At 61.0% G+C, this 20,818-nt stretch carries 18 protein-coding genes and 2 pseudogenes; 13 read left to right on the plus strand and 7 right to left on the minus strand.

Going from position 1 to position 20,818, the window contains the following annotated elements:
* Positions 1 to 3: 3 nt before the first annotated feature.
* Genes A0O31_RS11365 through A0O31_RS11380 form a run of 4 tightly spaced genes read right to left on the minus strand, consistent with a single transcriptional unit; the run spans position 4 to position 4,300 of the window.
* The gene (locus A0O31_RS11365; protein WP_071678064.1) at positions 4 to 1,098 is read right to left on the minus strand and encodes a DUF3137 domain-containing protein; all 1,095 of its coding nucleotides are present in this window, start codon (positions 1,096 to 1,098) and stop codon (positions 4 to 6) included.
* 10 nt (positions 1,099 to 1,108) lie between these two features.
* Positions 1,109 to 1,675, minus strand: coding sequence for a LemA family protein (locus A0O31_RS11370; RefSeq protein WP_071678065.1), 567 nt, complete (start codon positions 1,673 to 1,675; stop codon positions 1,109 to 1,111).
* A 46-nt stretch (positions 1,676 to 1,721) separates the two neighbouring features.
* Positions 1,722 to 2,882, minus strand: coding sequence for a M20 family metallopeptidase (locus tag A0O31_RS11375; RefSeq protein WP_071678066.1), 1,161 nt, complete (start codon positions 2,880 to 2,882; stop codon positions 1,722 to 1,724).
* Positions 2,876 to 4,300, minus strand: coding sequence for a CoA-acylating methylmalonate-semialdehyde dehydrogenase (locus A0O31_RS11380; protein WP_071678067.1), 1,425 nt, complete (start codon positions 4,298 to 4,300; stop codon positions 2,876 to 2,878). Before A0O31_RS11380 ends, A0O31_RS11375 begins: the two co-directional genes overlap by 7 nt.
* Positions 4,301 to 4,385: 85 nt before the next feature.
* On the opposite strand from A0O31_RS11380, the gene A0O31_RS11385 reads away from it, so the two are divergent.
* Positions 4,386 to 5,177 (plus strand): SDR family NAD(P)-dependent oxidoreductase, encoded by a 792-nt coding sequence (locus A0O31_RS11385; protein WP_071678267.1) that lies wholly within the window; start codon positions 4,386 to 4,388, stop codon positions 5,175 to 5,177.
* Between the two features lie 30 nt (positions 5,178 to 5,207).
* On the opposite strand, the gene nagA is transcribed toward A0O31_RS11385, so the two are convergent.
* The 3 genes and pseudogenes from nagA to A0O31_RS11400 form a co-directional block, all read right to left on the minus strand.
* The gene (nagA, locus tag A0O31_RS11390) at positions 5,208 to 6,278 is read right to left on the minus strand and encodes an N-acetylglucosamine-6-phosphate deacetylase (protein WP_071678068.1); all 1,071 of its coding nucleotides are present in this window, start codon (positions 6,276 to 6,278) and stop codon (positions 5,208 to 5,210) included.
* Positions 6,279 to 6,357: 79 nt separating this feature from the next.
* Positions 6,358 to 7,015: pseudogene (locus A0O31_RS13620) on the minus strand (transposase family protein); the annotation flags it as partial.
* A gap of 114 nt (positions 7,016 to 7,129) precedes the next feature.
* Positions 7,130 to 7,531 carry a hypothetical protein gene (locus A0O31_RS11400; RefSeq protein WP_071678070.1) on the minus strand — a complete coding sequence of 134 codons (402 nt, stop codon included), beginning with the start codon at positions 7,529 to 7,531 and terminating at the stop codon, positions 7,130 to 7,132.
* A 471-nt stretch (positions 7,532 to 8,002) separates the two neighbouring features.
* On the opposite strand from A0O31_RS11400, the gene A0O31_RS11405 reads away from it, so the two are divergent.
* The 12 genes and pseudogenes from A0O31_RS11405 (at position 8,003) to xylB (ending at position 20,795) form a co-directional block, all read left to right on the plus strand.
* The gene (locus tag A0O31_RS11405) at positions 8,003 to 9,079 is read left to right on the plus strand and encodes an endo-1,4-beta-xylanase (protein WP_152024473.1); all 1,077 of its coding nucleotides are present in this window, start codon (positions 8,003 to 8,005) and stop codon (positions 9,077 to 9,079) included.
* A 47-nt stretch (positions 9,080 to 9,126) separates the two neighbouring features.
* On the plus strand, positions 9,127 to 10,497 hold the full coding sequence (locus A0O31_RS11410; protein ID WP_161489868.1) for a glycoside hydrolase family 5 protein: 1,371 nt from the start codon (positions 9,127 to 9,129) through the stop codon (positions 10,495 to 10,497).
* Positions 10,498 to 10,529: 32 nt separating this feature from the next.
* A complete protein-coding gene (locus A0O31_RS11415) occupies positions 10,530 to 11,798 on the plus strand; it encodes an extracellular solute-binding protein (RefSeq protein ID WP_071678072.1) in 1,269 nt (422 codons plus the stop codon).
* A gap of 61 nt (positions 11,799 to 11,859) precedes the next feature.
* Positions 11,860 to 12,711, plus strand: coding sequence for a carbohydrate ABC transporter permease (locus A0O31_RS11420; protein WP_071678073.1), 852 nt, complete (start codon positions 11,860 to 11,862; stop codon positions 12,709 to 12,711).
* Positions 12,708 to 13,535 carry a carbohydrate ABC transporter permease gene (locus tag A0O31_RS11425; RefSeq protein ID WP_071678074.1) on the plus strand — a complete coding sequence of 276 codons (828 nt, stop codon included), beginning with the start codon at positions 12,708 to 12,710 and terminating at the stop codon, positions 13,533 to 13,535. Before A0O31_RS11420 ends, A0O31_RS11425 begins: the two co-directional genes overlap by 4 nt.
* Positions 13,536 to 13,954: 419 nt before the next feature.
* Positions 13,955 to 15,001, plus strand: coding sequence for a D-xylose ABC transporter substrate-binding protein (gene xylF, locus A0O31_RS11430; protein WP_071678075.1), 1,047 nt, complete (start codon positions 13,955 to 13,957; stop codon positions 14,999 to 15,001).
* Between the two features lie 260 nt (positions 15,002 to 15,261).
* Positions 15,262 to 16,272 (plus strand): sugar ABC transporter permease, encoded by a 1,011-nt coding sequence (locus A0O31_RS11435; protein ID WP_237259070.1) that lies wholly within the window; start codon positions 15,262 to 15,264, stop codon positions 16,270 to 16,272.
* On the plus strand, positions 16,269 to 17,018 hold the full coding sequence (locus tag A0O31_RS11440) for an ATP-binding cassette domain-containing protein (RefSeq protein WP_071678076.1): 750 nt from the start codon (positions 16,269 to 16,271) through the stop codon (positions 17,016 to 17,018). Before A0O31_RS11435 ends, A0O31_RS11440 begins: the two co-directional genes overlap by 4 nt.
* 28 nt (positions 17,019 to 17,046) lie before the next feature.
* Positions 17,047 to 17,175 (plus strand): annotated as a pseudogene (locus A0O31_RS13260) (hypothetical protein); the annotation flags it as partial.
* Positions 17,176 to 17,304: 129 nt separating this feature from the next.
* On the plus strand, positions 17,305 to 18,168 hold the full coding sequence (locus A0O31_RS11445) for an ROK family protein (protein ID WP_237259077.1): 864 nt from the start codon (positions 17,305 to 17,307) through the stop codon (positions 18,166 to 18,168).
* Positions 18,169 to 19,332, plus strand: coding sequence for a xylose isomerase (gene xylA / locus A0O31_RS11450; protein WP_071678077.1), 1,164 nt, complete (start codon positions 18,169 to 18,171; stop codon positions 19,330 to 19,332).
* Complete coding sequence (gene xylB / locus A0O31_RS11455) at positions 19,329 to 20,795, plus strand: xylulokinase (RefSeq protein WP_071678078.1); 1,467 nt, start codon at positions 19,329 to 19,331, stop codon at positions 20,793 to 20,795. Before xylA ends, xylB begins: the two co-directional genes overlap by 4 nt.
* Positions 20,796 to 20,818 lie beyond the last annotated feature (23 nt).

The raw sequence follows: 20,818 nt of genomic DNA on the forward strand, positions 1-20,818 counted from the left end.
TCGTCACCCTCCTCCCTTGCCCCGCTTGGCGGCCTCTAGGAAGAGCCCCATAGCCTCTAGAAAGCGCCGGGCCTCCTCCAGGTCCTTGGTCCAGGCCCGGAGGTAAGTTGCGAGCGTCCCTTGGTTCAAAGGTCGGAAGAGGTTCGGCTCAAAGCGGTTTCTCCCCTGGACCAGGATCCACGCCTCGTTTTCCCGGAAGGCCGCCCAGAAGGGCTTGCCTAGGGCTTGGCGGAACTCCACCAACGCTTCCTGGACCCTCGGGGTGAGGAGTTTCCTCGCCTCTATTTGGTCCCCGTAGGCGTCAAAGAGGCGCTCAAACGCCCCCGACTCCAGGACCACCCGTTCCTTAGGGCCTGCCCCGGGCTTCCAGAGGCTAAGGCCATAGATAAGGCCATAGAGGAGAAAGGGGAGGCTTAGGAGGGCGAAGCCGCCCACCACGAGGGGGAGCCCCTCCCTCTCCCCTTCGGCGAAGAGGAGGCCGGCGATGAGAAGCCCCCAGAAGACGGCGAGGAAGCCGAGGACAAGGGCGGGAGAGGCCCCGCCCGCCCGCACCCCCGCCCCTTGGGGGGCGAGGCGGATCTCCTGGGGAAAGGCGAAGGGGAGGGCGAAGCGGTAGAGGGTGCCCGAGAAAAAGCGCTGGTAGCGGGTCCCGTTTTTCGTCCGCACCTTGCGGTAGAGGGCGAGGTCCCCCGAACGGAAGGCGAAGGGGCCCACCCGCCCCTCTAGGAGGTCCTCCCCCTCGTACCGGTCCGCCCGGGGGAGGAGGCCGGAGGCTTCCGCCTCCGCCTGGGGCAGGCCAAGGGCGGGGAGGTAGGTGAAGCCCAGGGCTTCGGCGAGGGGTTTGGTGAGTTCCCACTTGAGGGTGGAACGGAGGACGCCGAGGCGCCACAGGGCGAGCCCCGGGGGGATGGCCACGAGGAGGGCCCAGAGGGAGCCCAGCCCCCGGGCCCCCATGGCCTGGAAGGCCTCCAGGAGGAGGTAGGCCCAGAAGGGGGTGAGGAGAAGGAGTGCCCCCGCCAGGAGGAGTTCCCGCTTTCTTTTGGCCTCCAGGGGGGCGAGTTTGGCCTCGAGGGAGGCCAGGATCTCTTCCCGCTCCACCTAGCCCCCCTTACCCGAAGAGCTTCCCCAGATCGGGCCTCTCCCGCTCCTCCTCCGGGAGGGTGAAGACGGGCTTGCGGGTGAGCCCCATGAGGGGGGCGAGGAGGCGGCCCGGCAGTTGTTCAATGGCGTTGTTGTAGTCGGTGACGGCCTGGTTGTAGAAGCGCCGGGCGGCGGCCAGGGAGTCCTCCACCTCCGTAAGGGCCGCCTGGAGCTGGAGGAAGTTCTGGCTGGCCTTCAGGTCGGGGTAGGCCTCCGCCCGGAGGCGCACCTGGGCGAGGAGGCGGGAGATCTCCCCTTCAAGCCGGAAGTCCTCCTCGGGGTTCCCCTCCCTTAGGGCGCCGGAGGCCTTCTCCCGGAGTTCCACGAGCCTTTCCAGAAGCTCCCGCTCGTGGGCCATGTAGCGCTTCACCGCCTCCACCAGGTTGGGGATGAGGTCGTGGCGCTTCTTGAGGTAAGCCTCTATGGCGCCGAAGGCGTTTTCCACCCCGTTCTTGCGGGCCACGAGGGCGTTGTAGGTGAGAAAACTTCCTAGGACAAGGAGCGCCACCAACCCCAGGGCAAAAGCTAGACCCATGCTATCCCTCCCGCCCTATCCTAACGCCCATGGTCATTTGGCCGCCCTACTCCAGGTAGAGCACCGCCATGGCGGCGTAGACCCGCGCCGCCAGGACCACCTCTCCTAGATCTATCCATTCGTCCACCTGGTGGGGGAGGGTTTTGTTCCCCGGCCCCATGACCACCACGGGAAGCCTGCCCCACGCCCTTAGGAAGGTACCGTCCGTGGCCCCCGGCACCCCCCCAAACCGCACGGGTAGGCCCAGAAGCCGCAAGGCCTCCTCCGCCACCTGGACCAAGGGGTCGTCCTGGGGGGTTTCCACGGGGGGGCGGTCCTCCAACACCTCCACGCCCACCCCGGCGAGCCCTTCCAGTTCCCGCACGAGGCCAATGTGGTCCACCCCGGGCACGGTGCGCACGTCCAAGGCCACCTCCGCCCGGTCGGGAATGACGTTCAGTTGCCCCTCCCCAGCGCTGGCCAGGAAGCGGGTGGGGGTGAGGTAGGGGAGGCCTAGGTGGGGGTGGGCGTGGGCCCGTTGCAGGCGCTCCTCCAGGTCCTTCAGCGCCACCACGAAGCGGGCCGCCTTGGGGATGGGATTCTCCCCGGCGTAGGGCATGGCCCCGTGGGCCATCCTGCCCGGGAAGGGGAGGCGCAGGCGCAAGGCGCCCTTCTGCCAAAGGCAAATCTCCATCTCCTCAGGCTCGGCCACCAAGGCCCCCCGGAAGCCCTGGGCCAGCCCGGCCCGGAGGAAGGCCTTTACCCCAAGCATCAACCCTTCCTCGTCCACCAAGGCAGCGAGGCGAAGGGGGCGCTTGGGCTTTCCCAGGGCCCGCTTCACCGCAAGCATGGCCCCCACCAGGGCGGCGAGGCCCCCCTTCATGTCGCAGGCCCCCCGGCCGTAAAGCCTCCCTCCCTCCACCACCCCGGCGTAAGGGGGGTAGGTCCAGCGGGCCTCGTCCCCGGGCGTGACCACGTCCGTGTGGCCCTCCAAAAGGAGCCCCCCTTCCCCCTCCCCCAGGTCCGCCACCAGGTTGGGCCGGCCCGGGACCACCTCTTGGAGGAAGACCTTAAGCCCCCGCTCCTTAAGGTAGGCCTCCAGGTACGCCGCCACCCCCGCCTCCCCGGGCCCGGGGTAGTGGCTTGGGATGCGCACCAGGGCCCTTAGGAGGTCCACCACCTCCTTGGCCTCCACGGCCTCCGCCGCCCGCAGGGCGCGGTCTACCACCTTTCCACCACCACCTTCCTTTGGGTGTAGAAGAGGAAGGCATCGGGCCCGTGGGGGTGCAGGTCGCCGAAGAAGGAGTCCCGCCAGCCGGAGAAGGGGTAGAAGGCGAAGGGCTGGGCCACCCCCACGTTCACCCCCACCATTCCCGCCTGCACCCCCTCCCGGAAGGCCCGCGCTGCCTTGCCGCTTTGGGTGAAGATGCAGGCCATGTTCCCGTAGGGAACGGCGTTGGCCTGTTGGATGGCCTCCTCCAGGGTCTTGACAAAGGAGACCGCGAGCACCGGGCCGAAGATCTCCTCCCGCCCCACCGCCATCCCCGGGGAGACCCCCGAGAGCACCGTGGGCCCCAGGAAAAACCCCGGACCCTCCACCCCCCGCCCGTCCAGGGCCAGGGTCGCCCCCTCCTCTAGGCCCCTTTGGATGTACCCCACCACGCGCCTGCGGTGCTCCTCCCGGATGAGGGGGCCCACCTGCACCCCCTCTTCCCACCCCGGGCCCACCTTGAGCCCACGGGCCGCCGCTACCACCCGCTCCAGGAGTTCGGGCCCCACCGCCCCTACCCCCACGGCCACGCTCCCCGCCAGGCACCTCTCCCCGGCGTTCCCGAAGGCGGAGTTGAGGATGGCGGGCACCGCCAGGTCCAGGTCGGCGTCCGGGAGGACCACCAGGTGGTTCTTGGCCCCCCCGGCCGCCGAGACCCGCTTGCCGTGTTCTGCCGCCAGGGCGTAGATCCTGCGGGCCACGGGCTCCGAGCCCACGAACTGGACCGCCCGTACCCCGGGGTGGCGGGCCAGGGCCTCGGCGGCCTCCTTCCCCCCGTGGACCAGGTTCAGGACCCCCTCGGGGAAGCCCGCCTCTAGGAAGAGCTCCGCCAACCGCACCGCCCCCAAGGGGGTGCGCTCGGAGGGTTTCAGGACGAAGGTGTTCCCCGCCACCACGGCGATGGGGAACATCCAGAGGGGGATCATGACGGGGAAGTTGAAGGGGGGGATGCCCGCCACCACGCCCAAGGGATAGTGGAAGAGGTTCTGGTCCACGCCCCCCGTTACCTCCCTGAGAGTCCTCCCCTGGAGGAGGGTGGGGGCGGAGAGGGCGAGGTCCACCACCTCAATGCCCCGGCGGACCTCTCCCCGGGCCTCCTCCAGGGTCTTGCCGTGGTGGAGGGTCACGAGGCGGGCGAGGTCCTCAAAGTGCCGCTCCAGGAGCTCCTTGAAGCGGAACATGAGCCGCACCCGCTCCAGGAGGGGTGTCCGGCTCCAGGCAACAAAGGCTGCCTCCGCCGCCCGGACCGCCTGGTCCACCTCCTCTGGGCCCGAGAGGGGTACCTCCTCCAGCACCTCCCCCGTGGCCGGGTTGTAGACGGGAAGGCCGGGACGGTGTACCTCCCGCCATGCGCCCCCGATGAGGTTCTTGAGCATGCTTGCCCCCTTTGCCCTCCATCATCCCCCCTTGGCGGGCGGCTTGGCAAGGGCTTGGGCCGGGGGTAGGATGGGGGCAAAGCCTATGGACTACCGGCGCCTTTTGGACCTGACGGGCCAGGTGGCCCTGGTGGTGGGGGCGGCCTCGGGGATCGGGCGGGCCTCGGCGGAGGCCTTAGCGGCCTTCGGGGCTAAGGTGGCCCTAGCCGACCGGGATGCGGCGGGGCTCCTTGAGGTCTTGGAGGGCCTTAGGCGGGCGGGCCTCGAGGCCGACGCCCTCCCCGTGGACATCGCCGAGAGGGAGGCGGCGGACCGCCTCGTGGCCTGGACCCTGGAGCGCTTTGGCCGCTTGGACACCCTGGTTACCACCCCGGCCATCAACGTGCGCAAGCCCCTTTTGGCCTACACGGACGAGGAGGTGGACCGGGTGGTGGACCTGAACCTCAAGGCTACGCTTCGCCTCCTCCGGGCCGGGGGGCGGGTGATGGCGGAGCAGGGCTTGGGAAGCCTCATCGCCTTCGCCTCCATCCGCGCCCTGGTGGTGGAGCCCGGGCAAGGGGTCTACGCCGCCACCAAGGCGGGGATTTTGCAACTCGTCCGGGCCTTGGCGGCGGAGCTTGGGCCTAAGGGGGTGCGGGCCAACGCCATCGCCCCGGGGCCCATCGAAACCCCCCTCACCGCCCCCATCAAGGCGAGCCCGGAGTGGTACCGGGCCTACGCCGAGAAGACCGCCCTGGGCCGTTGGGGCAGGCCCGAGGAGGTGGCCATGGCCGTGGTCTACCTGGCCTCCCCCGCCGCCAGCTACGTCACCGGGACCCTCTTCCTGGTGGATGGGGGCTGGACGGCGGTGGATGGGCGCTACGAGCCACCCCTTTAGGCGGCTTGGGCGGGTTTGCCCCCGGGGGCGCTAGGCCACCCGCCTGCCTCCCAGGTAGACCGCCTGCACCCGCAGGCCCTCGTCCAGCACCACCAGGTCGGCCCGCTTCCCGGGGGCGATCTCCCCCCGGTCGGGGAGGCCCAGGTAGCGGGCGGGGTAGAGGGAGAGCCGCCTCGCTGCCTCCTCCAAGGGGAGGCCCCAGGCCACCAGGTTCCTCAGGGCCTGGTCCAGGGTGAGGGTGCTCCCCGCCAGGCTCTCCCCGAGCCAGACCCCATCCCCCCGCTTCTCCACGGTGTGGGCCCCCAAAGGATAAGGCCCATCGGGCATCCCCGCCGCCGCCACGGCGTCCGTGACGAAGTAGAGGCCGGGGATGGCCTTCAGGGCGAGGCCAAGGGCAGCGGGGTGCACGTGGAGGCCATCGGGGATGAGTTCGGCCCAGGCTCCCCGCTCCAGGGCGAGGCCCACCACCCCGGGGGAGCGGTGGTGGAGGCCCGTCATGGCGTTGAAGAGGTGGGTGAAGCCCGTGGCGCCCGCCTTCAGGGCCTCCAGGGCTTCCTCGTAGCCCGCGTCCGTGTGGCCGAGCTGGACCCGCACGCCCCGTTTCACGAGGAAGCGCACCAGGTCGAGGGCCCCGGGGAGTTCGGGGGCCAGGGTGACGGCCCGCACGGGGGCCAGGGAGAGGAGGCGGGCGGCCACCTCCAGGTCGGGGAGGAGAGGGTAGGGGGGCTGGGCCCCAAGGCGCTTGGGGCTCAAGAAGGGGCCCTCGAGGTGAGCCCCCAGGAGGGCCTCCCCCAAGGGGCCTTCCCCCGCCTCCCCGAGGCCCCTAAGGGCGCGCTCCAGGTCGGGCAGGGGGGCGGTGACCGTGGTGACCAGGAGGCCCGTGGTGCCGTGCTCCAGGTGGAAGCGAAGCGTGCCCTCCACGCCCTCCCGTCCGGCCATTACCTCAAAGCCCCCGCCCCCGTGGACGTGGAGGTCCAGCAAGCCGGGGAGGACATAGGGGCCCTCCACGGGGGCCTCTTCCAGGGCCTCAATGCGCTCGCCGAAGTGGAGGCGGCCTCTTCGTAGACCTTGGCTGGAGAGAATGCGTCCTTCGATCTTCATCGCATTTGGGTGTGGAACGGGAAATCTTGGCTAGGTGCCCATTTATCTCCGCATATGAAAACCATAGTAAGCCCTCAAGCATTTCCTGCACCGTGAGGCCGAGGTTGTGAGCCAGGACGAAGGAGCACACCTCCATGATGAAGCCCTCCTGGGTTATGGCGTGAATCCGCCTGGGAAAGGAGGCGTGGAGGGTGCTCCCCACGGCCTCCGCCACCCGCCCCCATCATGGCCCGGTCGGTACATCGCGCCCCCTGTTCTCCCTTCGGATCCCCATGGAAACGATTCCCTGGGCTTCCCTGAAGAGATCCTCATGGAGATGGTGCTCGTACCCCCCGTCCAGGTAGAGCTCCGCCCCCTCGGGAAGGTCCAGGGGGAGTGGAAGGGAAGAAGCCAGGTCGTGAAGGCTTGCCGGGGTCAGGTTCACCTCGTGGATGAACTTCCCGCTGCCCACCAGGAGGTGGGGCTTCAGGCCGTGGAAGTAGACCTGCTCCCAGGGGATGAAGCCCCGGTAGACCCTATCTGGGAAGAGCATGGCGCGAGGCCACGGACCTTCTCACAGACCGGGAGGGGATGTAGCTGAGGAGCTTCAGGACTCGGGCGAGGGCCCGGGCTTGGTTTTGCTTGCTTGCCAAATCCATGGCGGCCCGGATAGCCAGAGTGAGGATGGCGGATGCGGGCGTCTTGGCTTGGAGGGCATCGTCTAGGGTGCCGAAGGCCGGTAGGATGCTCGGAAGCATAACGTGCGCTATTCTTTCCAATCTAGGGATAGGTGGCAAATTGGTTTGGTTCAGTCCGGTAATGGGCTTTGGGGAAGGGGGTGTAGAACTGCCACAGGCGGGGCTTGCCCGTACTTATTCACTGCTGGGAGGGGGTTTGGAGGCGAGGTCAGAGCCTGAGCTCTCATCCCACCCCTTTGCCTGTTGCCGGGCGAGACTCCCAAGCACCCGCACCACCACGCTCCGCGGGGAAGGAGGACCCTCGGCCAGAAGGAGGCGGGCCAGGCGGAAAAGGCTTTGCCACCCAGGCCGCGCCACCACCACCCTCAGCAACCACCCCCTGCCCCGCAAAGCAGCCCCCAAAAGCCCCATCCCCAGGAACCAAAGCCTGGTGCCGCTCCAGCCCAAACCCCCGCCCCTCAGGCTCCAAAAAGCCTCGGCTATCCGCGTCCGGAGGCGGTACCCCCTGGGCTCCCATTCCCCAGGCACCCCAACGGCCAGATACCAGGGCTCCCCCTTGCCCTCGGCCCCCCGCACCTACGGGTAGTGTTCCCCTCACCGTCTCCACCTTCCGGTTGTGCTACAGGCGGATGAGGAAACTCATGCTCCATTCCTCCTTCCGCATCAGGGAGACCAGGTCAAAACCCTGGTCGGGGAGAAAAAGGGGGAGAATGCCCCGGGGCCTGGACCTCGCAGCTCAGGCAGTGGAGGAAGGCCTCCTTCACCCAGTTCTGCCTGGGGAAGGGAGAGGGGTGGGTGCGCGTGGGTTTTCTGAGGGGCCGGAAGGCGGTGTGAACCCGAGTGGTGGTGATCTAGGGGTTTGGGGTTTGCATACCTTACAAACCCCCTATTTGTTTCTCCTTGTCAAGCCCCTATAGAACAGGGTGATGAGAGCGGAGGGTCAGGGTTACTTGACAAGAAGACCCGGGGATGCTATCGTTAATTTGAGTCGGGAAAAAAAGAAACCCCTCACGAGGTCAACCTTACTGACCCGGCTCCAATGGAGGGATGATGAAGCTCTATCGGTACGGCTTGCCCCTATTAGTTGTGTGCGTTTCCTGGTTCGCTTCCCTAGTCTTAGGGCAGGTGGACTCGGTAACCCAGTTAGGTCCATTGAGGTCGCTTGCTGTGCGAGCAGGCATAGAGTTTGGCACAGCTGTTTCTGCATCTCATTTGGATGAAGATTCTGTTTATCGCACGCTTCTGAGTCGCGAGTTTTCGTCTATTACCCCTGAAAACGAAATGAAGTGGGAGAGCTTGGAGCCTGAGCCAGGGCGGTATGTCTGGGAAAACGCTGATCGCATAGTTGCTTTTGCTCGTGCTCATCAGCAAAGGATACGAGGCCACACGTTGGTATGGCATAATCAGATGCCTGTTTGGCTCAAGCCAGATGCTTTTTCGCCCGACGAGCTCCGTAAAATCCTCCAAAGGCATATTCAAACGGTGGTTGGGAGGTATAGGGGAAGTATTTGGCAGTGGGATGTAGTCAACGAGGCTTTCAATGAGGATGGTACGTTTCGCGATACCCTTTGGTATAGAGCTTTTGGGGGCCCAGAGTATATTGCTTGGGCTTTCCGTTGGGCGAAGGAGGCAGACCCCCAGGCTCTGCTATTTTATAATGACTACAATCTAGAATTCCCTTCGCCTAAGGCTGATGCTGTCCTCTCCTTCTTAGCACGCCTTAAAGCAGAGGGGGTGCCCATTGACGGTATAGGCCTCCAAGGACATATCAGTCTGCGTTATGGTTTTCCGCATGCCCAAGAGTTGCTGGACCACGTGCGGCGGTTTGTGGATGCGGGTTTTTACGTAGCTTTTACGGAGGTTGATGTGCGCATGCCCCTTCCTCGCGATAACACAAAAGACTTGGCACAAGCCCAGGTGTATACCCAGATTTTGAGTACGTGCCTGGCCCTAAAGGGGAAGTGCCTCTCCTTCAGCATATGGGGTTTTCCAGACAAATACTCTTGGGTTCCAGGATTTTTCCCTGGGGAAGGAGCCGCAACTCCAATCGCGGATGATTATAGCCCGAAGCCGGCTTGGTATCAGATGGGGCTTCTTCTTTATGTAGCCGCCAAAGGGAGGTAGGTGAACACATGGACTGGTTGGGCGTAAGAGGAGGCCAAATCGTAAACGTGGATGACGGTAAAGCCGTCTACTTAAGGGGGCTCGCTATAGGAGGTTGGCTTAACACAGAAAACTTCATTAACGGATACTCTGGCAATGAGTCTTCATGGCTCAAGGCTCTTCGAGAAGAGCTTGGCCAAGACGTAGCTGAGGCCTTTACCCAAGCAATTCGGGATCACTTTTTCACGGAGGAAGATGTCGCCTACATCCGCTCCCTAGGTGCGACGGCTATTCGCTTGCCATTTCACTGGCGTTATACGCTTGGGGAGAATTTGAGTTATATCGATCGCGCAATAGCTTGGGCTAAGCAACAAGGCCTCTATGTCATATTGGACTTCCACGCCGCTCCAGGGTGGCAGAATCCGGGTTGGCACTCGGATAATCCTTACGGCGTGGCTCTGTTTTGGCACGAACCTCACTACCAGGAACAACTCATCATCATGTGGCAAGTTTTGGCCGACCGCTATAGGGATGAGCCGACTGTGGCGGGCTACGATCTTCTCAACGAGCCATACGCGCCAGAGAATGAGACAGTAGTAGCCTTTTTTGGCAGGCTTATTTCGGCCGTTCGCGAGGTGGATCGGCGCCACATCCTTTTTATAGAGGGCAACCGATATGCGCAGGACTTTGCGGGATTTGAGCGTCTCCTGGAGCAAGACGACCAAATTGTGTTTAGTTCGCACAACTACATGGCACCCACCCACTTGGGCGGGCGGTTCCCGGGCTGGCTGGAAGTTGAGGGCCGTCGTACTTGGATTGATCCAGCCTGGGTGGAATCCTATTACCTGGAGCGAAACAGGTGGTTCCTAGAGCGAAATCTTCCCTGTTATGTCGGGGAGTTTGGTGCTCTGTACGATGCGCCCTACGAGACACCCTCGCTTGGTGACTTGGCTAGATTGGCTGCACTGGACGTGCAGATGTCCGTATTCAATCGGTATGGGACTCACTGGACTCTTTGGACCTACAAAGATCTTGGCACCCAAGGGGTTCGGGTGTTAGATCCCTCGTCGAGATATTCTCGTTATTTAGCGCCATTCTTGACCATAAAGAGGCGATTGGGGGTTGATGAGTGGACGGCGCGGTCAAAAGGGCCTGTAGCTAATGGTATTAGGAACTTGATTATGCAAATTGAGGCCGAAATCATTGAGCATTTCCGCGATTACGCTTTCCCGACGCGTTCCCTGGAGGAGGTTCTTCTCCTTTCTACCCTCTATGGGCATGTTGCTAATGCTCTAAATCCTTACTTTGCTCGTGCTTTCGCAGGACTGTCTGCGGCGGAGGTATATGAGGTTGTCAAGGAGGGGGTGAGATTTGAACACACAAAAGAGAGGCGGGTGTTAGCAGAGGTGCTTCGTAAGCGGCTAACAAACCTGAGCTAAGTAAGTGTAGGGAGTAAAGGAGGGTGGTACAGATGCGGCGTGTAGTAGTTTGGGCTTTTTTGGCAGCGGCTTTGGTTTTCCCGGTTCGGGCACAAAACTTTGAGGTCTGGGCCATAAATTATTGGGTGATAGATCAGTTCTTCCCCAAGTTCATCCAAGAGTGGAACCAGCGGAACCCGAATGCTCAGGCTCGTTTGATTCAATTTGAAAATGACCCCTACAAACAAAGGCTATTCGTTGCTTTGGGGGCAAAATCGGGGCCTGACGTGTTCTACAACTGGGGTGGCGGAGTCCTGGAATCCTATGTCAAGGCAGGTGCAGTGGAGGACATGACGTCTACCATAGATCCTGCTTGGAAGAACCGCTTCTTGGACCTTATGTGGCGTGGAGTGACATTTGACGGGCGAATTTACGGAGTTCCGAGCACTGAGCTCCAGCCAGTGGTTTGGTTCTACAATAAAGCGGTTTTCCGTCGGTTGAACCTCCAACCTCCCCAAACGTGGGCCCAATTGCTTTCCGTCGTAGACCGACTTAGAGGTGCTGGGGTCGTTCCCATAGTGGTTGCGGGGGGTAGCAAGTGGCCACTTCTCATGTACCAAGAGTACTTGGTGGACCGGCTTGGCGGGCCCGAGGTCTTTGAAAACATAACGACTAATCGCCCCGGGGCTTGGCGGCATCCTTCTGTGCTCCGGTCGGCGGAGATGATCTCTGAGCTCGTGGCCAAGAATCCTTTCCAACCAGGCTGGGAATCCGCTCAGTACGGTACGGGAACGGTACGAGCCCTTTTTGCTACCGGTAGGGCTGCTATGCAGCTTATGGGAGTCTGGGAATTCGGAGCTCTTGTCAACGAACACCCGGACTTCGTTAAGAGTGGGGATCTCGGTTGGTTTGCCTTCCCCCGGGTGGAGGGAGGCAGGGGGGATCCCCGTAACTTGGCGGGGAACTTCACCAACTACTTTTCTGTTTCCTCTTTTGCCCGTAATAAGCCTGCTGCGATTCGTTTTCTGAGGGAGTTGTCCTTCTCTGATGACTACGTGCGTTTCCTCTTGAGGAACGGGGCGATCCCACCCACAAAAGGCATCCAAGCCCTTATCCGTCAAGAAGGTGCCTATCCAGATTGGCAGAGTTTTGTCTACGGCCTGGTGGAGCAGGCACCTTACTACGTTTTGTCTTGGGATCAGGCCCTGCCACCGCAATTGGCCCAGCCGTATCTGGACAACCTTCAGTTGCTCTTCCTAAGGCGCATCGCTCCTCAGGAATTCGTGGATCGTATGCAGCGGTTGGCAGATGGTCTAAGGTAAGGGACATTGCGGGGGAAGGGAAAGACCACTCCTCTTCCCCCGCTTCTTTTAAGGAGGCGTAATGCGGAATAGAGCGCTAGCCTTCTTTCTGCTGCTTCCCCTGGCCTTCTACGGGCTCACAGTCCTGCTCCCTGTCTTGAGCACCCTGGGTCTCAGTTTCTACCGTTGGGACGGTGTGGGATCTAGAGAATGGGCGGGCTGGGCGAACTGGATACGTCTTTTCGGTGATGAGCACTTCTACCATGCGCTCCGGGTGTCCTTTGCCTTCACTCTTATAGCGTGGCTGGTACAAACTCCTTTGGCCTTGGCTCTCGGGATCTATTTTGCTCGAAAAGGCATTTTTCGCCAGGTTGCCTCTGTTTTTTCCTTTCTTCCTCTACTTTTTTCCAGCACCGCAGTTGGCACTATTTGGCTTTACATTTTGGATCCAAACTTGGGAGTGCTCTATTATTTGCCGTTTGTTCGAGGCTTAAATCCACTTGCGGAACAGGTTGCGCTGCTGACGTTGGCCCTGGTCACCTCCTGGCAGTACATTCCCTTTCACACGCTGCTTTACCAAGCAGCCTACCAGGGAATACCCCAAGATCTTTACGAAGCGGCCGCCCTGGACGGGGCAGAGGATTGGGATGTCTTCTGGCATATTACGCTACCGCTTCTTCGGCCAACACTAATCACTTCTTCCTTAATTGTGGTTGTGGGTTCTCTAACGTACTTTGACCTTATTTGGGTCATGACCCAAGGGGGACCGGGTTATGCTACGACAAATCTGCCGGTTTATCTTTATAGGCTCGCTTTCCAAAACCAAGAAGTGGCATACGGAGCTACGGTAGGGGCCTTCTTGGCACTCTTATCAGTCCTTATTTCCTGGGGTTTGGTAGGGCCTAGTGGTCTCGCGTCTCGGAGGAACTCATGAAGGCGCTTGTAGGTAAGGTCGTTCGGGGGCTTGCTCCGGTGTTGGTCCTAGTGTGGAGCCTTATTTCGGCATTTCCTGTTTATTTCATGGCGATTACCAGTGTTAAAACCCAAGCAGGTTACCTCCAGCCCCCCCCTTGGGGTTTGCCCCAGCAGTGGACCTGGGAAAACTATCGTGCAGTGCTTGAAGCGGGTTTTATTAGATACTTTGTGAATAGCGTTGTCGTAGCCCTCAGCACCGCTCTGATCTCGGTTTTCCTAAGCCTGTTGGCGGCCTACGCGGTAAATCGGGGTAAAACCCCTATTTACCGTCAAAGTCTTTATATCTTCCTTTTAGGTTTCGCTGTCCCTGCCCAGGCTACGGTGATTGCCCTGTACGCGTTGGTTAAGGCAAGCGGTCTTTACGACAGCCTTTGGGCAGTCATCTTGCCTCTCGCTGGATTTGCCATGCCAGTTACGGTCTTAGTGTTGACCAATTTTGTCAGAGAAATTCCGAGTACGCTCTTTGAGGCTATGGAGTTGGAAGGGGCGAGCCACGGGGCTGTTCTAAAACACCTCGTCTTGCCGTTATCCGTTCGGGCAGTCATCTCCATGGCCCTGTTCAACTTCATAGGAGCCTGGAATGCTTTGCTTTTCCCCCTTATCCTAACGCAGAGCCCGGAGGTGCGTGTTCTTCCCATGGCGGTATGGACCTTCACAGGCCAATTCGGTATTAACGTGCCTGCGGTTATGGCGGCTGTGACTTTGTCTGCGCTGCCCCTCATCCTGGCTTACGTGTTCGCTAGAAGGGAAATTCTAAACGCACTAAGAGGGGGTTTCGTTTGACCTCTGTCAAGATGACCTTCCTCTTGGGTTCGCGCGGGTTCGAATGGGTAGCTGGTAAGGGGCTACCGATTGCTTCCCAACCTGATCTTCGCGGAGTAGTAGACCACCAGAGAGGACAATTAACCAGGCCGTGGAACGCCTGGGGGTTAAGTGGCGGAGGGGGCGGGATCACGGGAGGCTAGGTTTACTCCTGGGGGAGCCCTCCTTCTTCTGGGTCTGTTGGGGAGAGCACTCCATAAGGCCTCCGCCTCCTGTAAGTGGCACGGGGATTTCTTGAGCTTATCGGAACTTCGGGAAGAGGGTAAGCCGGGGGGTTGATATTTGGGGTGTTCTGAGATATATTTAGTTTGAGTCGGGAAACAAAGAAAAATTTCCCAAACTCCTGGTCAACCTCTTCCCGGCTCAGTAGGAGGTTGCGTATGCGGAATGGGTGGCTTGGTGTTTTGGCGTTGCTGGCCTTTGCAGGGGGGACTTGGGCCCAACAACGCCCATTGGTGGTGGGTGTAAGTTGGGCTAACTTCCAGGAGGAGCGTTGGCGGCGGGACGAGGCGGCCATAAAGGAGCAGCTGGCTCGCATGGGCGCTCAGTATGTGAGCACCGATGCGCAAAGTTCTGCAGAAAAGCAGCTTAACGATGTGGACAGCCTTATTTCCCGAGGGGTAAATGCCCTCATCATCCTTGCTTGGGACAAGGACGCTATTCTTCCCGCGGTCCAAAAGGCTCGCGCAGCTGGCATCCCCGTGGTGGCTTATGACCGCCTAATTGCCGATCCATACGCCTTCTATATTTCTTTTGACAACGTGGAGGTCGGAAGGCAACAAGCCAGGGCTGTGTACCAGGTGCGGCCTCGAGGAAACTATGTCTTCATCTTGGGTGCGCCCACTGATCCTAACGCGGATCTATTACACCAAGGACAGCTTGAAATCCTACAACCTGCCATTGATCGGGGTGAGATTCGTGTGGTGGGCAAGCAGTATACGGAGGGTTGGCGTCCGGAAGTGGCCCAGCGCAATATGGAACAAATTCTGGCGGCCAACCGAAACCAAGTAGATGCGGTGGTGGCCTCCAATGACGGTACCGCAGGGGGTGTGATCGCCGCTCTTGCCTCGGTGGGTTTGGCAGGACGCGTGCCCGTTTCCGGCCAAGACGGCGATTGGCCTGCCTTAAACCGGGTGGCTCGAGGATTGCAGACCGTAAGCGTTTGGAAGGATGCCCGAGAGCTTGGGCGTCGCGCCGCAGAGATTGCGGTGCTCCTAGCGCGGGGAACTCGTCCAGACCAAATCTTAGGTGCTCAGAGGTTCCGTGTCCCGGGGGACCCTAGGGGTACCGTGGTGAATGCGGTGCTATTGCGGCCTATTCCCATTACACGCGACAACTTGCATATCGTCCTCGAGGCCGGTTGGATCACGAAAGAAGCGCTTTGCCAGGGTGTAAGCGGGCCGCAGGCGCCTGCAGTTTGCCGCTAGGCCTAAGGGGCTCAGGGGAAAACCCCTGAGCCCCTTTCGGAGAAGCCATGAACGCCATGTACCCTTCAGATAAGGCGGGGAAAAGTCCCCGTGTGGACATGGGCACATACTCGCAAAATGCATTCCTTCTCGTCGTTCTAGGACTTCTTTGGTTGATTTTCCATTTGATGACCTTGGGCCAACCGGGCCAGTTCCTATCCCCTCAAAACCTTTGGAACCTATCCGTGCAAACCGCCGTGGTAGCCATCTTGGTAGGGGGAATGGTCCTGGTCATTGTGGCCCGACAGATTGACCTTAGCGTGGGCTCGCTTTTGGGTTTCACCGGGATGGCCATGGCCCTTTTGCAAGCGGTCCCGCCCATCGGCCAAGGATGGCCCTGGCCCCTAGCCCTTTTGGTGGGCCTGCTGCTGGGGGCTGGAGCAGGTCTTTTGCAAGGGTATCTTATCGCCTATCTTGGAGCCCCTTCCTTTATCGTTACCATGGCCGGGCTCCTTGTTTTCCGTAACGCCGCCTACTTGATTGCCGAAGGTCGGACCGTAGGCCCTCTTCAGGACGGCTTTCTGATCTTAGGCGGGGGACTTCAAGGTTCAATCGGGCCCTTCTGGTCTGCGGTGGTTACCCTCCTCGCCTTGGCCTACACCCTCTGGGCTCTATGGCGCGGCCGGTGGCTTCGGCAACGCCATGGTCTTTCCGTACGCCCCTTTTGGGTGGACCTTCTTATAACCCTGTTCCTGGGTCTGGTTTTTGGGAGCTTTCTCTGGGTCATGAACAGTTTTCCTCACCCCGTTACGGGCCTAGGCCGGGGGATCCCAGTGCCCGTACTCATTGCCCTTGGCGTCCTCGTGCTTCTCCACTGGGTATCCCAGCGCACGCGTTTTGGTAGGTATGTGTACGCTATCGGCGGCAATCCTGAGGCGGCCCTGTTGGCGGGCATTCCCGTTCGCCGTGTCCAGGTTCTGGTGTTTGGCCTGATGGGCTCCCTCGCCGCCCTGGCCGGGGCGGTGCAAGCGGCACGGCTTGCTTTCGTGCCCACGGGCATGGGTACCCTTCTGGAACTGTACGTGATCGCTGCCGCTGTGGTAGGAGGTACCTCCTTGGCTGGGGGAAGCGGCACAATTCTTGGGGCGGCGCTGGGGGCCTTGATCATGTCTAGTCTGCAAAACGGTTTAGTGCTCATGGGCGTACCTACAGAGTGGCAGAACCTGATCCTAGGTGTGGTCCTGGTGGTGGCTGCCGTGTGGAACGCTAGGTTTCACCGGAGGCGGATATGAGCCTACCGCTTTTGCGCGCCGAAAACGTATCCCTGCGTTTTGGTGGGCTGCAAGCCTTGGACAGGGTTTCCTTTGATCTCCACGAGGGCGAGGTTCATAGCTTGGTGGGGCACAATGGAGCGGGAAAAACCACCTTCATCCGGGTCTTAGCGGGGGTTTACACCCCCCAGGAGGGGAGGATCCTCCTGCGGACCGGGGATGGGCTCGAGGAGGTGCGCTTTGCCTCCCCAAGAGATGCGCAGCGTTTTGGCATTGAAACCATCCATCAGAACCTGGCCTTGGCTGACAATTTGGATGCAGTAGCCAACGTTTTTTTGGGCCGGGAACGTGTTCGGCATCTTTCTCTGGATGAGGAATCCATGGAGACGGAGGCGAGAAGGGTACTGGAGCGGGTAGGAGCGAAGCTACCTTCCCTCAGGGTCCCGGTCCACCGGCTCTCGGGGGGCCAGCGCCAAGCGGTAGCCATTGCTCGGGCCCTACTCTTCCGGGCAAAGGTCCTCATCATGGACGAGCCCACCGCTGCCCTTGGTCCGGGAGAAACAGCTCGGGTCAAAGGGCTCATCCGCGCTCTCCGCGAAGAGGGTCTGGGCATTGTCCTCATTAGTCATGATCTCCACGACGTCTTTGATCTAAGCGACCGGATTACGGTGATGAAGGGAGGCAAAGTGGTGGGAACGGTACGGGCCTGCGAGAGCAACCAGGAGGAGGTGTTGGGGATGATTTTGGCTGGAGAGGCCAAGAGGTAGGCCGGGATTTGGGAAAATGCGGATCAGTATGCCTAACGCTTCCGAAATCCCCAAAGGCGGTACCCGGCAGCTTCGCCGTTGGCACAAGGCTCGTATTCTAGACCATTTGCGTAAGCAACCCGGGCTTTCTCGGAGCGACCTGGCCAAGCACCTAGAGCTCTCTCCCTCAGCCGTTACGGAGGTCGTGGCCGAGCTTCTAGAGGAGGGCCTGCTTTTGGAACGGCCTCTTCCTCCCCAGGGCCAGGGCCGGCCTTCCATCGCCCTCGAGGTAGAGGGCGAAAGGAACATGGTTCTGGCCTGGGAAATCGATGTGGACCGGATGGCCGTGGCCCTTATGAGCCTAGCGGGGGATGTGCGGGTGAAGACGGTCCTGCCCCCGGCGCCGAAAGATCCGCAAGAGGCGCTAGCCCTCCTGGCGGCGGCCACGCACCCCTTGCTTTCGGGTAGGCGGGTTCTCGGCGTAGGTGTTGCCGTGCCGGGCCTTGTGGAACCCGAAGAAGGTCACCTGACCCTGGCACCGAACCTGGGTTGGCAAGACCTGGCCTTGGGGGAGATGGTACAGAAGGTTCTGGCAAGCTTGGGGCTTGCAGGAGTTCCCCTCATAGTGGAAAACGAGGCGAATGCCGCAGCGTACGGCCTTTATGCCTTGGGGGGGTGGGAAGTAGATCACTGCGTGTACCTGAACTTGGGCGTAGGCGTGGGAGGCGGCGTCGTAGTGGACCGGAAGGTTTACCACGGGGCCCGTTTTCACGCGGGTGAGGTGGGCCATATCCCGCTGAACCCCGATGGGCCTTCTTGTGGTTGCGGCAAACAAGGATGCGCCGAAGTCTATTTGAGTTTTCGCCGATGGAATGCGAACGCTTCCAAGGAACTCCTGTCCGAGATGGGAGACAAGCTGGCGCACCTTTGCGCCATCGTGTTGAGCACGCTGGATCCGAACCTTATCGTCCTAGGGGGACCTTTGGTGGGGGCTACAGGGGAGGAGCTTCTTCGCGAGGTTCGGCGAAGGCTTCCTAAATACGCCTTGCGGGTTCACTCTCCTGAACAGGTTGTTCTTTCTCCTTTTGGGCGGGAAGCCGCTCTTCTGGGGGCAGGCGCTTTGGCTGCCGCCCAGTTCATAGATCAAATGGCTTTTGCGGAGGTGGTTTAGATGTATGAGCCTAAACCGGAGCACAGGTTCACATTTGGACTTTGGACGGTAGGTAATGTGGGCCGGGACCCCTTTGGGGATGCGGTTCGGGAAAAGCTTGATCCCGTTTACGTCGTGCAGAAATTGGCGGAGCTTGGGGCTTATGGGGTGAACCTGCACGATGAGGACCTCATCCCTAGGGACACGCCGCCTCGGGAGCGTGACCAAATCCTTCGCCGGTTTAGGAAAGCTCTTGAGGAAACCGGTCTTCGGGTCCCCATGGTCACAGCCAACCTCTTTTCCGATCCCGCCTTTAAGGACGGTGCCTTTACAAGCCCAGACCCTTGGGTCCGGGCCTATGCGCTTCGCAAGAGCTTGGAAACCATGGACCTAGGCGCAGAGTTAGGAGCGGAGATCTACGTGGTTTGGCCAGGGAGGGAGGGAGCGGAGGTTGAGGCCACGGGAAAAAGCCGCCATGTCTGGGAATGGATGCGGGAAGCGCTCAACTACATGGCTGCCTACGCCAAGGATCAAGGTTATGCGTACCGCTTTGCTTTGGAACCCAAGCCCAACGAACCTAGGGGTGACATCTATTTCGCCACGGTAGGGAGCTTTCTGGCCTTTATCTACACCCTCGAGGATCCTGACCGTTTCGGCCTCAACCCCGAGTTTGCGCACGAAACCATGGCGGGGCTAAACTTCGTCCACGCCGTGGCTCAGGTTCTGGAAGTGGGGAAACTTTTCCATATAGACCTAAACGATCAGAGAATGAGCCGGTTTGACCAGGACCTCCGCTTTGGCGCAGAGAACCTGAAAGCAGCCTTCTTCTTGGTAGACCTCCTGGAGCACTCCGGCTACCAGGGGCCCCGCCATTTTGACGCCCATGCCCTGAGGACAGAGGATGAAGAAGGGGTCTGGGCATTCGCCCGGGGTTGCATGCGTACGTATCTGATCCTCAAGGAGAAGGCCGAGGCTTTCCGCCAGGACCCCGAGGTTCAAACCTTGCTTGCGGAGTATTACCGAGCGGACAAGGAAGCCTTGGCTCTACTTGGCTCCTATAGCCGGGAAAAGGCGGAGGCCTTGAAGCGTGCGCATATTCCCTTGGAAGCGTTGCGGCGCCGAGGATACGCCTTGGAGCGGTTGGACCAACTTGCGGTGGAGTACCTTCTCGGGGTACGCGGATGAAGGCGGTTTTGGGGTTGGACCTGGGGACCAGCGGGCTGAAGGGAGTGATCCTGGACGAGAGGGGCCAGAAGCTTGCTGATGCCCGGGCCGGGTATCCTCTGCGCGTTCCACAACCGGGATGGACCGAGCAGGATCCCCGCGATTGGGCTAAGGCCTTGAGGGAGGTCCTCGAGGCCCTCACCTCGAGGCTCCCCCAAGTAGAGGTGGTGGCCATCGGCCTTTCCGGGCAGATGCATGGGGCTGTGTTCCTTGACAGAGAGGGAGAGCCAATACTTCCGGCTCCTCTTTGGAATGACCAGCGCACGGTGGAGGAGGCCAGATGGATAGAAGAGGTGATCCCTCGCCCCGAGCTCATCCGGCGCACAGGCAATCCGGCCATCACCGGTTTTCAACTTCCAAAGATTGTTTGGCTTAAGCGTAAGCATCCTGACCTGTTTCGGCGGGTCTACAAGGTGCTCCTGCCCAAGGACTACTTGGGCTTCCTCCTCACCGGGAACTGGGCCACGGAGTACTCCGATGCTTCCGGTACCGGGGCCATGGCGATCCGGGAACGGCTCTGGGACGAAGAGCTCCTAAGGGCGCTTGGGCTAGCCGTTTCCCTTCTCCCCGACCTAGGGGAAAGCCACCGTGTGGTGGGGGGGCTCAGGCCGGAGTGGGCTCGAGCGGTTGGGCTCAGGGCGGGTACCCCCGTGGTGGCCGGAGCCGGGGACAACGCTGCCGCTGCCATTGGCTTAGGGGTTTCCCGCTACCGGCCGGGAACCGGTAGTGTCTCCTTGGGCACGAGTGGGGTGATCTTCCTTCCCCTTGAAGCGCCTTTGCCCGATCCCGAAGGCCGGATCCACCTATTTTGCCACGCTGATGGCGCCTATCACCTTCTGGGAGTAACCCTGAGCGCTGCGGGAAGCTTGGAGTGGCTTCGCCGAATTTTCCCCGAGGTTTCGCTAGAGGAGCTCCTTGCGGAAGCGGAGAAGGTTCCTTTGGGGGCGCAGGGACTTTACTTCCTCCCGTTTTTAGCTGGGGAGCGGAGCCCCTATTTGGAGCCGGCGTTGCGGGGCGCTTGGTTGGGCCTTTCCTTGGCGCATGAACGCGGCCATTTGGTGCGCGCTGTCCTGGAAGGGGTGGCCTTAAGCTTAGGGGTTGTTTATGAGGTAATGCGTTCCTTGTCGCAAGCCAAAGCGTTTCTGGTCACCGGCGGAGGTTCGGCCTCGAGCCTTTGGCTAAGCCTGTTGGGCGGAGCCCTACAGGTTCCCCTTTACCGGGTCGTGGGCGAGGAAGGGGCTGCCCGGGGAGCGGCGATCCTGGCTATGGTAGGGGGAGGGGTGTACCCGGACCTCGAGGCTGCCCTTGCCGCTACCCGGTTGCCGGAGGTGGCGGTAACCGAGGTAAATCCAGGGGTTCGTCAGCTTCTTCCAGGGTACGAGGCCTGGGCATCCTTGCTTTTGGAGCGTTATCGGAGGTCCTAAATGCTTGGCGAACACCTAAATAG

Origin of the sequence: Thermus brockianus (genome assembly GCF_001880325.1) — a bacterium.
GTDB lineage: Bacteria > Deinococcota > Deinococci > Deinococcales > Thermaceae > Thermus > Thermus brockianus.